Raw genomic sequence first — 14702 nt, 5'->3', positions numbered from 1 at the left:
GTGCGGAGTGGCTTGTTCGGCCTTCAGGGCAGGTGGAAGATCAATGAGCCTTGCGTGCCCCAACCCCGCATGCGTCCCAGCAGGAAACCCGGCAGGTGTGTGGTGGACATGCCGAAGGATACATGGCGATCCACGCGCCAGCGACCACCCAGCCCGAAGCGAGGTCCTCCGAAGCCGCCATAACCGAGGCATGCCGAGACTTGTGCTTTGGGGCCGATGCTCCTGCCGCCGCTCAAGGTCGATTCGGGCATGTAGCCGGGCAGGTGCACGTAACGCAGTTCCAGCGCGTAATACCAAGGCCCGTCGGTGCGCATCACCCATTCGAACGCCGCGCGGAAGGGCAGAAGGTCCAGTTTCGTTGTTCGGGAGGAGCGCAAACCCAACGTATCCAACAGTTGATCGCCGCTGATGAGCGTCTGGTCCAAACTGGATATGCCGGCGATCTGGATGCCCGAGTAGTCGATCACCGTGTCGCGGCCCAAATGGAAGGTGCCGGGCCGCCAGCGCATGAAGCCGAGATCTTCCACGGACAAGCGCCAGAGCATGGGCCGCCCTGCCAGGAGGTGATCGCCCTTCCATGCGCCGGACAGGGCCAGGCCCCAGCCGGCCTCGATCTCGCGCGAGGAGGCCCCGCTTTGCCAGAGGTCGCCTTGCAGGTCCAACACCAAGGCGCGCCCATCCGGTGCGGTGTAGAGATCTGCACGGCGCAGTTCGGAGGCGGTCATCGCATCACCGCGCACCATCGCCAGGCGCAGGAAACGTTGTCCGTGCGCATCGGACACGCCAAGACCGATGGTGGCATAGCGCATGGCGGCATGTGCGGAGGGGCCCAATTCCGCCGTGCGGCCCTCGAAACCCGCATTGCCGAGAAAAGCGGTGGTGTACAGGTCGGGTGCGAATCGGACGCCGAGCATATCATGGTAGCCCAAATGCACCATGGGGTGCCAGCCACCGCGCCGGAAAAGGCTGTCCGGCCCGATGTAGGCCATCTCCGCGCCCAACAGATAACCTGCGCGGTTGCGCTTTTTCAAGCCATCGCGGATGCGTTCCCGCATGCCACGATCCAGGAACGCGCCGCGCCAGAGCCCGGCGAAAAGTCCGTTCTCCAAGCTGTTCATGTTGGCCTCCAATCCGCCGCGAAACCAGGCGATATGCCGGATACCGGTGCGGTCGTCGATCACGCTGTCCAAGGGCAGCGCGGGCCATTGGGCCAGAAGGTTTCCGGCCAGCAGCATGGCCGGGAGGACCGGCATCCACTTATTCATCACCGTTGACGATGTAGTTGGCACCAAGGGTCACCTGCAGGTCCAGCCGGTAGCTGGATAGCAACTGCAGGTGCTGGCTCTGGTCCGCGGTGTTGAACACGGCTTGGATGCGCAGGCGGTTCTCCCCATAGAGCAGGTCCACATGGGGCGGTTCCAGGCGTGTGGTGAGTTGCGATGGCACGGCCTGTTGCACAAAGCCATCACCGCCCAGGATGCCTGTTGCGACGGTCCCCTGCACCGGCAGGTGGGCCAGGACCTCGTCGTTGGCATTGACGATGGCCAGTTCGAGCCGCGCCGAGAAGGGGAAGCCGTTGGTGGCGAAGATCTTCAGGTCGGCGCTTTGCAGCCCGTGTCCGTCCTCACTGCCGGGCAGATCCACCTTGGTGTGGGTGCGCAGGGTGAGTTCATTGGCGATCAGTCGCAGCGGTACCTCCAACTCGATGTCCGCCTTCAGCTTGCTGTCGTGGTAGGCGAAATCGTGTCCGTTGCTGATGTCGCCCAAGGGGTTCAGGCGAAGATCCATCGCGTAGCTCAGCCGGTCGGGCAGGTTCTCTATGAAGAGATCCACGTTGCTGTCCTGCTCGTCCATGACACGCTCGTAGATGAAGGGCTGCACCATGCCGTTGACGTCCTGGGCCCGGGCCAGATTGATCGGGCCTTCCAGGAGGGTGTGTGTCAGGTCCACCGTGGCGCCCGTGCGGCTGTTCACGGAAACGAGTTCCTTCATCACCACCTGGATGTCCATGCCGATACCGTTCTCGATGCGCACGCGCAACGTCACGGCGTCCAGATCGAGCGTGCCGGAGACGATGTTGTCGAAAAGGCCCAGATCGCTGTCGGTGGGTTCCACCTCGATGGTGCGGCTGCCGAAATAGCCGCGTGCGTACTGGGGAACAAGACCACTGTAGGTCACCAGCGCGTTCACGCTGTCCTGATCGGTCACGGTGGCGCCGCTGCCTGCCGGATCCAGGTCGATGGCCACGATGGTCTGCAGCGTGTTCACGCTGTTGAGGTTCGGCCCACGCAGGTCAAGTGTCACCCCGGAGAGGTCGCGCATCTGGGTGATGGAGGTTGGCGCCGAGGGGGTGCCAGGTCCGACCGAGGCGTTGAGGGTGCCATTGCCACCCGGGAAGGTGGCCGAGGGCAGCTGGAAAGCCGCGAGCACGATGCTTTGGATCATGTTCACGATGCGCAGGGTCACCTGACCTTCACGCAGTTCCAGGTGGCGCAACTCCACACCGTCGAAGTCGAAGCTCGTCACGTCGTTGTCCGAGACGATCCCGAACCCGGGCGGCAGGTTCAACGGACCGGGCACCGGGATCACGCCGGGGTAGAAGAAGGTGGTGTCCGAGGCCACAAGCACCGAATCGAGGCTCACCGCGAAGAGTTCGCTGCGGTACAGGAGCGAAACTCCGCCATCGGGATCCACCACCAGCAGGCTGTCGGCCACCAGGTCGCCGATGGTGAGCGAGGTGGTCACCAGCGGAAAAAGCAGGTCCACGTCCCATTTCGGGCGGTCACTCTCCTTGCGGCAGGCCGACGCGAGCATCACCGCCAGCGCAAGTACCAACGGACCCGGACGTTCCAGCAAGACGCGCATGGGCGGCAAAGTACGATGATGGCCACGCAGGTCATGGGCGCTTGTTGCCCCTACCTTTATATTGCCCGGCCGCATCGTGTGTTCCTGTGATCTTCCGTCGTCATATCCTGCTGCCCTGGCTGCTTTCCTCCCTGGTGATGTTCGCATTGTCCTACGTGTGGCATGGCATCGCGTTGAAGGACCTGGAGGAATTGCGCATCCCCTTGACGCTTTACCTGGTGCTCGCCGGCATGGTCTATCTGGTCCTCGGCTTCGGGCTTACCATCGCCATCCACAAGGGCATCGAGTACGAGATCATCTCCTTGAAAGGCCCATTCCCGTTGACCTCCTTCGGCGTCGGGGCGGTCGCTGGCTTCATCGTTTACCTGATGATCTTCGTGCTCGGCCTTTCCTTCGCCGATCGAGGCCTGATGCACATACTGGCCGATAGTCTTTGGCAGATGTTCGAACAGGGGATGGGCGGCCTGATGGTGAGCCTTGGCATCATCTACGACCTCCACCAGCGCTTCCTGGAGCAGGAACGCTCGCATTGAAGGCCGGGGGTCAACCCTTGTAGTGGTCCCGCCAGAGCCGGAGCAACGCTGCGGCATGTTCACGCTCGCGTGGGTTGTCGCCAGGCCTATAGAACACGGTTCCGCTCAGATCGGCGGGCAGATACTCCTGTGGGATGAAATTGCCTTCGCCCTCATGGCTGTACGCGTAGTCCTTCCCGTGCCCCAGGTCCTTCATCAGTTTGGTGGGGGCATTGCGCAAGTGCAATGGCACGGGCAGGTCGCCGGTCTCACGCACTTTGGCCAGGGCATCCTCGATGGCCATGTAAGACGCGTTGCTTTTGGGCGAACAGGCCAGGTGGATGGCGCATTGGCTGAGGATGATGCGGCTCTCCGGCCAGCCGATCATCTGTGCGGCCTGCATGGCCGTTGTGGCCATCAACAGGGCGTTGGGGTTGGCGTTGCCGATGTCCTCACTGGCCAGGATCACCATGCGCCGCGCGATGAAGAGGGGGTCCTCGCCGCCTTCCACCATGCGGGCCAGCCAATACACCGCCGCGTGCGGGTCGCTGCCGCGCAGGCTCTTGATGAAGGCGCTGATGATGTCGTAGTGCTGATCGCCGCCCTTGTCGTATCGCGCGGCGCGTTGTTGCGCGATCGCGGCGACCAGGGCGTCATCAATGATCGCCTCGGGTCCTTCGGCGGCCTTCACGCACAGTTCGAAGGTGTTCAACAACCGGCGCGCATCGCCGCCGCTGGCCTGCATCAGGGCCTTGGTCTCGCGCAGCACGATCGGCCGGTTCCGCAGTTCCTCGTCCTCCGCCATGGCCTTCTGCAACAGGCCCATCAGCTGCTCCTCATCCAGTGGCTTCAATACATAGACCTGGCAGCGGGAGAGGAGCGCACCGATCACCTCGAAGCTCGGATTCTCGGTGGTGGCCCCGATGAGCGTGATGATGCCCTGTTCGACGGCGCCGAGCAGCGAATCCTGCTGGGCCTTGCTGAAGCGGTGGATCTCGTCGATGAACAATACCGCGCTGCGCTGGAAAAGACCCGTGCCACCCGCCTGGGCGATCACCTCGCGCACCTCCTTCACACCACTGCTGATGGCGCTTAGCACATGGAAGGGCCGTTTCAACTCCGCGGCCACCAGTCGTGCCAGCGTGGTCTTTCCCACGCCTGGAGGACCCCACAGGATCATGCTCGGCAACATGCCGCTGGCGAGCGCACGGCGCAATACGCCTTCAGTTCCCACCAGATGCTCCTGGCCCACCACCTCGCTCAGGGAGCGGGGACGCATGCGCTCGGCCAATGGTGCGTGGAGGGTCATGGTGGGGAGGCGAAAGTACCGCCGCTCAACGACGAAGGCCCCCGCGGATGCGGGGGCCTTCGCCCTTGTACCAAGGATGTGGTCAGGGCTGGTGGATCAGCCTGCCATGCTCCATGATGTCGTTGAGGACGATGCGGTAGAGGTAGGTGCCGCTGCCGTTCTCCACCGGGGCGAAGAGGGCGCGCACTTCCTGACCCTCTTGTACCTGGCCTTGGAAGGGCAGTGCGACGCTGCGACCTGCGAGATCGAGGATCTCCACCGTGGCCATGCCGCTCTCCGGCGCGATGAACTTGATCATGCTCCGGTCGCGGAAGGGGTTCGGTGATACCTCCACCAACATTTTCTGGTTCCAGTTCGGATCATTGCCCACCACGAATGGCCATTGCTTGTTGGTGACATTGATGGTCTGCACCACAGTGGTGGCGTTGCCGCAGCCATCGGTGGCCGTCCAGGTCCAGGTGATGACGTACGGCTTCTTGCAGTTGCTGCCGGTCTTCTCCTCCACCATGTCGATCGTGACGTTGTCGTCACAGTTGTCCTCGGCCTGGCAATCGGGCGGCTCGGGCACGGCATAGCAATGCACCGTCATGTCGGCCAGGTCGCACAGGAACACAGGCGGTTCTTCATCCACCACGGTGATGAGCTGGGCGGCGGCCACGGGGTTGCCGCAGGCGTCCACGGCGCTCCACATGCGCACCAGTTGGTAGTTGCCCGCACAATTGCCCGGGTGCATGGTCTCTTCGGCAAGCACCGACACATTGGGATCGCAGAGGTCCTCTGCCCAGACATTGGCCATTGCGGGCACTGCGTCACAGGCTACGGTGATGTCACTCGGCACGCCGTGCAGCACGGGCGCGTTCTGGTCGATCACAGTGATCGTCTGGATCGCGAAGCCATAGTTGCCGCAATCGTCCACGGCCCAGTACACACGCTGGATCACATAGCTGTCCGGGCAATCGCCCTCCTCGATCTTGTCGGTCACGTACACATGGTACCAGTCCTTGCAGGCGTCAGCGGCCCATACTTCGCAGCTGGCCTCGGGCACGCTGTGGCAATCCACGATGATGTCAGCCGGCAGGTTGTTGATCACGGGGGGCTGAGTGTCGATCACGGTGATGGTCTGAACACAGTATTCCACGTTGCCGAGATCGTCCCAGGCCGTCCAGTGGCGGACCAGCGTGTAGGGGCAGCTGCCGAACCACTCATCGCCCCAGCTCACATAGACCTGAGGGCATTCCTCATCCTTGCGGAAGATCGGGTGGCCCACATCCAGCGGGTGGATGCTGTCGCCGCACTCGATCGTCGTGTCCGCATCACAGGAGATGATCATGGGTGGGCACTCGTCGCAGGGCTCCTCACCGACGTTGGCGTTGGCCGTGCTGGTGCAACCGTTGGTGCCGGTCACGGTGAGCACGTAGGTGCCAGTGGCGCATACCTCGGGGTTCTGCTCGCTGCTCTCGAAGCCGTTGGGTCCGGTCCATGCGAAGGTGCCGTTGCCGCTGCCACTGAGGGTCACGCAAGGCGCATCGCAGGTGATGGTTCCGCCGCTGGCGCTGGCGCCGGGCAGGCCGATGTCCTCACCGACGTTGGCGTTGGCCGTGCTGGTGCAACCGTTGGTGCCGGTCACGGTGAGCACGTAGGTGCCAGTGGCGCATACCTCGGGGTTCTGCTCGCTGCTCTCGAAGCCGTTGGGTCCGGTCCAGGCGAAGGTGCCGTTGCCGCTGCCACTGAGGGTCACGCAAGGCGCATCGCAGGTGATGGTTCCACCGCTGGCGCTGGCGCCGGGCAGGCCGATGTCCTCACCGACGTTGGCGTTGGCCGTGCTGGTGCAACCGTTCTCGCCGGTCACGGTGAGCACGTAGGTGCCAGTGGCGCATACCTCGGGGTTCTGCTCGCTGCTCTCGAAGCCGTTGGGTCCGGTCCATGCGAAGGTGCCGTTGCCGCTGCCACTGAGGGTCACGCAAGGCGCATCGCAGGTGATGGTTCCGCCGCTGGCGCTGGCGCCGGGCAGGCCGATGTCCTCACCGACGTTGGCGTTGGCCGTGCTGGTGCAACCGTTGGTGCCGGTCACGGTGAGCACGTAGGTGCCAGTGGCGCATACCTCGGGGTTCTGCTCGCTGCTCTCGAAGCCGTTGGGTCCGGTCCATGCGAAGGTGCCGTTGCCGCTGCCACTGAGGGTCACGCAAGGCGCATCGCAGGTGATGGTTCCGCCGCTGGCGCTGGCGCCGGGCAGGCCGATGTCCTCACCGACGTTGGCGTTGGCCGTGCTGGTGCAACCGTTGGTGCCGGTCACGGTGAGCACGTAGGTGCCAGTGGCGCATACCTCGGGGTTCTGCTCGCTGCTCTCGAAGCCGTTGGGTCCGGTCCATGCGAAGGTGCCGTTGCCGCTGCCACTGAGGGTCACGCAAGGCGCATCGCAGGTGATGGTTCCGCCGCTGGCGCTGGCGCCGGGCAGGCCGATGTCCTCACCGACGTTGGCGTTGGCCGTGCTGGTGCAACCGTTGGTGCCGGTCACGGTGAGCACGTAGGTGCCAGTGGCGCATACCTCGGGGTTCTGCTCGCTGCTCTCGAAGCCGTTGGGTCCGGTCCAGGCGAAGGTGCCGTTGCCGCTGCCACTGAGGGTCACGCAAGGCGCATCGCAGGTGATGGTTCCACCGCTGGCGCTGGCGCCGGGCAGGCCGATGTCCTCACCGACGTTGGCGTTGGCCGTGCTGGTGCAACCGTTCTCGCCGGTCACGGTGAGCACGTAGGTGCCAGTGGCGCATACCTCGGGGTTCTGCTCGCTGCTCTCGAAGCCGTTGGGTCCGGTCCAGGCGAAGGTGCCGTTGCCGCTGCCACTGAGGGTCACGCAAGGCGCATCGCAGGTGATGGTTCCACCGCTGGCGCTGGCGCCGGGCAGGCCGATGTCCTCACCGACGTTGGCGTTGGCCGTGCTGGTGCAACCGTTCTCGCCGGTCACGGTGAGCACGTAGGTGCCAGTGGCGCATACCTCGGGGTTCTGCTCGCTGCTCTCGAAGCCGTTGGGTCCGGTCCAGGCGAAGGTGCCGTTGCCGCTGCCACTGAGGGTCACGCAAGGCGCATCGCAGGTGATGGTTCCGCCGCTGGCGCTGGCGCCGGGCAGGCCGATGTCCTCACCGACGTTGGCGTTGGCCGTGCTGGTGCAACCGTTGGTGCCGGTCACGGTGAGCACGTAGGTGCCAGTGGCGCATACCTCGGGGTTCTGCTCGCTGCTCTCGAAGCCGTTGGGTCCGGTCCATGCGAAGGTGCCGTTGCCGCTGCCACTGAGGGTCACGCAAGGCGCATCGCAGGTGATGGTTCCGCCGCTGGCGCTGGCGCCGGGCAGGCCGATGTCCTCACCGACGTTGGCGTTGGCCGTGCTGGTGCAACCGTTGGTGCCGGTCACGGTGAGCACGTAGGTGCCAGTGGCGCATACCTCGGGGTTCTGCTCGCTGCTCTCGAAGCCGTTGGGTCCGGTCCATGCGAAGGTGCCGTTGCCGCTGCCACTGAGGGTCACGCAAGGCGCATCGCAGGTGATGGTTCCGCCGCTGGCGCTGGCGCCGGGCAGGCCGATGTCCTCACCGACGTTGGCGTTGGCCGTGCTGGTGCAACCGTTGGTGCCGGTCACGGTGAGCACGTAGGTGCCAGTGGCGCATACCTCGGGGTTCTGCTCGCTGCTCTCGAAGCCGTTGGGTCCGGTCCAGGCGAAGGTGCCGTTGCCGCTGCCACTGAGGGTCACGCAAGGCGCATCGCAGGTGATGGTTCCGCCGCTGGCGCTGGCGCCGGGCAGGCCGATGTCCTCACCGACGTTGGCGTTGGCCGTGCTGGTGCAACCGTTGGTGCCGGTCACGGTGAGCACGTAGGTGCCAGTGGCGCATACCTCGGGGTTCTGCTCGCTGCTCTCGAAGCCGTTGGGTCCGGTCCAGGCGAAGGTGCCGTTGCCGCTGCCACTGAGGGTCACGCAAGGCGCATCGCAGGTGATGGTTCCGCCGCTGGCGCTGGCGCCGGGCAGGCCGATGTCCTCACCGACGTTGGCGTTGGCCGTGCTGGTGCAACCGTTGGTGCCGGTCACGGTGAGCACGTAGGTGCCAGTGGCGCATACCTCGGGGTTCTGCTCGCTGCTCTCGAAGCCGTTGGGTCCGGTCCATGCGAAGGTGCCGTTGCCGCTGCCACTGAGGGTCACGCAAGGCGCATCGCAGGTGATGGTTCCGCCGCTGGCGCTGGCGCCGGGCAGGCCGATGTCCTCACCGACGTTGGCGTTGGCCGTGCTGGTGCAACCGTTGGTGCCGGTCACGGTGAGCACGTAGGTGCCAGTGGCGCATACCTCGGGGTTCTGCTCGCTGCTCTCGAAGCCGTTGGGTCCGGTCCATGCGAAGGTGCCGTTGCCGCTGCCACTGAGGGTCACGCAAGGCGCATCGCAGGTGATGGTTCCGCCGCTGGCGCTGGCGCCGGGCAGGCCGATGTCCTCACCGACGTTGGCGTTGGCCGTGCTGGTGCAACCGTTGGTGCCGGTCACGGTGAGCACGTAGGTGCCAGTGGCGCATACCTCGGGGTTCTGCTCGCTGCTCTCGAAGCCGTTGGGTCCGGTCCAGGCGAAGGTGCCGTTGCCGCTGCCACTGAGGGTCACGCAAGGCGCATCGCAGGTGATGGTTCCACCGCTGGCGCTGGCGCCGGGCAGGCCGATGTCCTCACCGACGTTGGCGTTGGCCGTGCTGGTGCAACCGTTCTCGCCGGTCACGGTGAGCACGTAGGTGCCAGTGGCGCATACCTCGGGGTTCTGCTCGCTGCTCTCGAAGCCGTTGGGTCCGGTCCAGGCGAAGGTGCCGTTGCCGCTGCCACTGAGGGTCACGCAAGGCGCATCGCAGGTGATGGTTCCGCCGCTGGCGCTGGCGCCGGGCAGGCCGATGTCCTCACCGACGTTGGCGTTGGCCGTGCTGGTGCAACCGTTCTCGCCGGTCACGGTGAGCACGTAGGTGCCAGTGGCGCATACCTCGGGGTTCTGCTCGCTGCTCTCGAAGCCGTTGGGTCCGGTCCATGCGAAGGTGCCGTTGCCGCTGCCACTGAGGGTCACGCAAGGCGCATCGCAGGTGATGGTTCCGCCGCTGGCGCTGGCGCCGGGCAGGCCGATGTCCTCACCGACGTTGGCGTTGGCCGTGCTGGTGCAACCGTTGGTGCCGGTCACGGTGAGCACGTAGGTGCCAGTGGCGCATACCTCGGGGTTCTGCTCGCTGCTCTCGAAGCCGTTGGGTCCGGTCCATGCGAAGGTGCCGTTGCCGCTGCCACTGAGGGTCACGCAAGGCGCATCGCAGGTGATGGTTCCGCCGCTGGCGCTGGCGCCGGGCAGGCCGATGTCCTCACCGACGTTGGCGTTGGCCGTGCTGGTGCAACCGTTGGTGCCGGTCACGGTGAGCACGTAGGTGCCAGTGGCGCATACCTCGGGGTTCTGCTCGCTGCTCTCGAAGCCGTTGGGTCCGGTCCATGCGAAGGTGCCGTTGCCGCTGCCACTGAGGGTCACGCAAGGCGCATCGCAGGTGATGGTTCCGCCGCTGGCGCTGGCGCCGGGCAGGCCGATGTCCTCACCGACGTTGGCGTTGGCCGTGCTGGTGCAACCGTTGGTGCCGGTCACGGTGAGCACGTAGGTGCCAGTGGCGCATACCTCGGGGTTCTGCTCGCTGCTCTCGAAGCCGTTGGGTCCGGTCCAGGCGAAGGTGCCGTTGCCGCTGCCACTGAGGGTCACGCAAGGCGCATCGCAGGTGATGGTTCCACCGCTGGCGCTGGCGCCGGGCAGGCCGATGTCCTCACCGACGTTGGCGTTGGCCGTGCTGGTGCAACCGTTCTCGCCGGTCACGGTGAGCACGTAGGTGCCAGTGGCGCATACCTCGGGGTTCTGCTCGCTGCTCTCGAAGCCGTTGGGTCCGGTCCAGGCGAAGGTGCCGTTGCCGCTGCCACTGAGGGTCACGCAAGGCGCATCGCAGGTGATGGTTCCACCGCTGGCGCTGGCGCCGGGCAGGCCGATGTCCTCACCGACGTTGGCGTTGGCCGTGCTGGTGCAACCGTTCTCGCCGGTCACGGTGAGCACGTAGGTGCCAGTGGCGCATACCTCGGGGTTCTGCTCGCTGCTCTCGAAGCCGTTGGGTCCGGTCCATGCGAAGGTGCCGTTGCCGCTGCCACTGAGGGTCACGCAAGGCGCATCGCAGGTGATGGTTCCGCCGCTGGCGCTGGCGCCGGGCAGGCCGATGTCCTCACCGACGTTGGCGTTGGCCGTGCTGGTGCAACCGTTCTCGCCGGTCACGGTGAGCACGTAGGTGCCAGTGGCGCATACCTCGGGGTTCTGCTCGCTGCTCTCGAAGCCGTTGGGTCCGGTCCATGCGAAGGTGCCGTTGCCGCTGCCACTGAGGGTCACGCAAGGCGCATCGCAGGTGATGGTTCCGCCGCTGGCGCTGGCGCCGGGCAGTTCCACATCCTCATCCACTTGAACTTGAGCGGTGTTCGTACAACCATTGCTCGGGTCGGTCACTGTCAGGATGTAGAGACCTGCCGTGGTCACCGATGGGTTCTGCTCATCACTTGTGAAGCCACCAGGGCCGATCCAAGCGAAGGAAACACCAACCGTGGTGCTGGTGCCTTCCAGTTGTACGCTGGTCAGATCACAGGTGAGAACATCGGCGACCGAGGCGTCCGCATCCGGGGTGGCCGTATCGATGGTCACCGTGGTGGCTTCGGTCGCGAAGCAGTTGTTCGGCGCGGTCACCGTGAGCGTGTAGGTTCCGGCCGCATTCACCGTGGGGTCGGCCTGATCGGCGCCCGAGACGATGTTGCCACCATTGCTGGCCACCCAAGCGTAGGTGACGCCCGGCGTGGTGGAGCCACCGGCGAGTTGGATCTCAGGGCCGGAGGTGCAATTGATCAAGCCGGCAGGACCTGCGGTGATATCGGGCACACCAGTGCTGCCGATCTGCACGGGCAGCAAGAAGGTGCATAGGTTCGCATCTGTCACCGTCACTTCGTAAAGACCGCCGGGCACTCCGCTCAGCGTTGCGCCCACCGCACCCGTGTCCCACAAGTACTGGTAAGGGGCGGTACCGCCGTTGGCCGATGCGGTGGCCGAGCCATTGCTGGTGTTGCAGGTGGCATCGGTGACTTGGGCCTGTGCGGACAGCACCGTGGGTTCGGTCACTTGGAAGGTGCCTTCCGCCGAACAACCGTTGATGTCCGTAACGGTCACCGTGTAGAAACCGGGGGCGAGATCCGATACTGTCTCGGTATCGGGTCCATGTGCCCACGAATACAGGAATGGACCCACGCCATCGGAGGTCGCGGTGATGGTGCCGTCATTGAACCCATTGCAGCTCACGTGCTGGACTTGGGCCGAAACACTGATGAGCTTCACCGTCACCACCTGGTCGGCGGCACCGGCCAGGATGCAGGCGTCACCACCGATGATGCGGCGCACATAGGTCTTTTCATCGATGGGACCCAGCAGAGCGCCCGGCAGGTTCTGTCCATTGGCGCCGGGGATGTCCACCCAATTGATGCTGTCCGCGCTGGTCTGCCATTGGTAGGTGGCTGCAGCGCCCAGGGGTGGGTAAGCCGAAGGCACATTGTTGCGCACGATCGTGGGCAGCACATAGCTGGGTGCGGTGCCGGTGATATCGGCAGGCAGTTCTCCTGCGCATACGCTCTGGTTGCCAAAGATGGCGTTGTCCAACAGGTCGGGCGGGTTGGCCCAGATCACCAGGCCGGGTTCGTAGATGGCGCCACCACCTGCGCTCGCGCTGAGCTTCGTCGTGTTCAGCGCGCCCTGCGTCAAGGGAATGTTGTTGCTGCGCGCCGTGACGATGGTGTAGATGCGGCAGTTGCTGAACTTGATACCACGCTCGCCCACGGGGTCGTAGTCGTCCGCGGTGCCACCGTAGTAGGTGCTGAACTCCAATGCGCTGAGGTCGCTCTCCAGCTTGAAGAAGACCTTGTCGCGGCTTCCCTGGTTGGTGGCCTGCAAGGGCACGTTGGGCGCCGTGGAGATGGGGAAATTGGTGCTGCCACTGTAGCCGAAGACATAGACATCGTTGTTCAGGTCCACGTTCAGGCCCATCATGTTCTCCTCATTGCCCGATCCACCCACATAGGTGGAAGCGATGAAGTCCTGGTTGGTGCTCATGCGGCAGACGAAGAAGTCGTTGCTGCCGATGGCGGAATTGTCATACACGCCCACAGGTCCGATGTTGCTCGCCGGCAGGCCGCTGGTGATACCGCCGAAGTAGAGTTCGGTCTGCGTGGTGTTGAATTCCATGCATAGGATGGAGGCCGTCTGGTTCGTGGCCGAACTGAAGTACGAGGACCACAGTGTGGTGCCGGTCGAGTTCAACCGTTGCAGGATGCCTGCCTGTGTCCCGCCGCGGGTGTTCTGCCGAGGGCTTACCGTGGGGAAATTGGTGGAGGCGCTGAGGCCGCCGATGAAGATGTCGCCATTGGCAGCTTGCAGCATGATCATGGCCTGGTCGTTGGCCGAGCCACCGTAGTTGCGCAGCCAGGAGAGTGTGTTCAGGTCCTGCTCGATCTTGAAGACGATGACATCACGGCCTCCTGCGTTGCTGTTGGTGGCGCCCACACCAGGATTCACAGTGGCCAGGTTGGTGCTTTGGGTGTAGCCGCATACGACCACATCGCCATTGGCGCCGATGCGCAGGTCGAAGGAGAGGTCGGCCTGGTTGCCGCCCACCACCGCGCTCTTGATCGAGGTGCCATCCCGGTCGATCTTCGTCAGGAAGATGTCAGCGCCGGTCTGCGCTTGCTGGTTGATGCTGCTTCCGCTGAAGAGCGTGCCGCCCAGCATGGGGTAGTTGGTGCTGGTGGTGTTGCCGGTGATGTAGAGGTGACCATCCGGACCCTGTTCCATGGCGTAGGGGTTGTCGTCACCACCACCACCGAGGTAGGTCTGCCAGACCCGCGTGCCGCTATCGCCCACGTTGTCGGGCTCCAGGTACTTGCCGATGATGATGTCCAGATTGCCGTTGCCGGTCACATCGAAGGCGCCTGGTGTGATCTGGTCCGTGGTGCCCACCACACGTGCCACCATATAGATGGCACCATCGGAGGGGTCCACCCAGATGCAGTGACCATGATTGTCACCGGTTGAATTGGTGTTCACCCAGGTGGCCCAACGCATGGCGATGGGATCGATCACCAAGGGTTCGCGGCGGTCATGGGCATCCAGTTCGAAACGAAGCACATTGCCCTCCACCCGGAAGGCCGACCGCACCTCGTCCTCGCGGCCGTTGATGCGCTGATAGACATATGGCGCGGGATAGCTCATCTCGCCCAGGCTCGTCTCCAGAAACAGCTGGCCCTTGTCATCCACGCGCATCTTCTCGATGCCGCGGAACTCGATGGCGATGCGCGAGGGGTCGCTGCCGGGTTTGCAGATGATGTCATACTCCAGGGAACCGTCCTCCGCCGGGTAGTAGCGCACATCCACGCCGGGGTACACATCGCGGTACCAGACCTCCTGGAAGCTTCGCACATGGGTGGCGTGCCTGCTGGGGTCATCGCCCAGGAAGTAGTGGTTCAGCTCCTCATGGCCTTCCACACCATCAATACGCATCGCTGGTGAAGCGCCCAGGAAATGCAATTGCCAGGCGTGCCCTTTGCGGCGCCATTCCAACTCCCTGTGCGGCAGGCCACGCAGGATATCATCTTCGATGCGGAAACCTTCGTCCACGCGCTTCTCCACTTCCACCGGGTCGAAGGCCGTGACCACCATCCCTTCACGGGTGGCGATAGCCTGGCCCAATGGGAAGTCGGCGCGGAACAGCACCGGTTCGCTGAACTGGCCCTTGTTCTCTGTGAAGTTGATGCGCTGGTCGTGCATGTTCAGCAGCGCTCGCAGATCATCGTGTTGATGATCGTGCCCATGGTGGTCATGACCCTGACCGTGTCGGGCATGTTGCGCTTCCAAGCGCAATGACATGCCCGCCAGCAGTACCAACAGGCACGACAGGCGCATGAGTTTATTCTCCATG

The 14702-nt window shown here is 64.3% G+C and carries 5 protein-coding genes; 1 reads left to right on the top strand and 4 read right to left on the bottom strand.

Annotation, left to right across the window (positions count from 1 at the left end; translation table 11 throughout):
• Window positions 1-23 precede the first annotated feature (23 nt).
• Both KIT10_02880 and KIT10_02875 read right to left on the bottom strand, forming a co-directional pair.
• A complete protein-coding gene (locus KIT10_02880) occupies window positions 24-1253 on the bottom strand; it encodes a hypothetical protein (GenBank protein MCW5898189.1) in 1230 nt (409 codons plus the stop codon).
• Between the two features lie 4 nt (window positions 1254-1257).
• Window positions 1258-2865: a hypothetical protein gene (locus KIT10_02875; GenBank protein ID MCW5898188.1), complete on the bottom strand. Its 1608-nt coding sequence runs from the start codon at window positions 2863-2865 to the stop codon at window positions 1258-1260.
• Window positions 2866-2951: 86 nt separating this feature from the next.
• On the opposite strand from KIT10_02875, the gene KIT10_02870 reads away from it, so the two are divergent.
• On the top strand, window positions 2952-3398 hold the full coding sequence (locus KIT10_02870; protein MCW5898187.1) for a hypothetical protein: 447 nt from the start codon (window positions 2952-2954) through the stop codon (window positions 3396-3398).
• A 10-nt stretch (window positions 3399-3408) separates the two neighbouring features.
• Here the strand turns inward: KIT10_02870 and KIT10_02865 are convergent, their stop codons facing one another.
• Window positions 3409-4686 (bottom strand): replication-associated recombination protein A, encoded by a 1278-nt coding sequence (locus KIT10_02865; protein MCW5898186.1) that lies wholly within the window; start codon window positions 4684-4686, stop codon window positions 3409-3411.
• Window positions 4687-4768: 82 nt separating this feature from the next.
• Complete coding sequence (locus KIT10_02860; GenBank protein ID MCW5898185.1) at window positions 4769-14701, bottom strand: hypothetical protein; 9933 nt, start codon at window positions 14699-14701, stop codon at window positions 4769-4771.
• Window position 14702 lies beyond the last annotated feature (1 nt).

Source organism: Flavobacteriales bacterium, from assembly GCA_026129465.1.
Lineage (GTDB): Bacteria > Bacteroidota > Bacteroidia > Flavobacteriales_F > PHOS-HE28 > PHOS-HE28.
This window is presented reverse-complemented; position numbering and strand designations above follow the sequence as displayed.

Excerpts from the sequence above, each read along its gene's own strand:
- KIT10_02880 (MCW5898189.1), bottom strand. The coding sequence starts at position 1,253 with ATGCCGGTCCTCCCGGCCATGCTGCTGGCCGGAAACCTTCTGGCCCAA.
- KIT10_02875 (MCW5898188.1), bottom strand. The coding sequence starts at position 2,865 with ATGCGCGTCTTGCTGGAACGTCCGGGTCCGTTGGTACTTGCGCTGGCG.
- KIT10_02865 (MCW5898186.1), bottom strand. The coding sequence starts at position 4,686 with ATGACCCTCCACGCACCATTGGCCGAGCGCATGCGTCCCCGCTCCCTG.
- KIT10_02860 (MCW5898185.1), bottom strand. The coding sequence starts at position 14,701 with ATGGAGAATAAACTCATGCGCCTGTCGTGCCTGTTGGTACTGCTGGCG.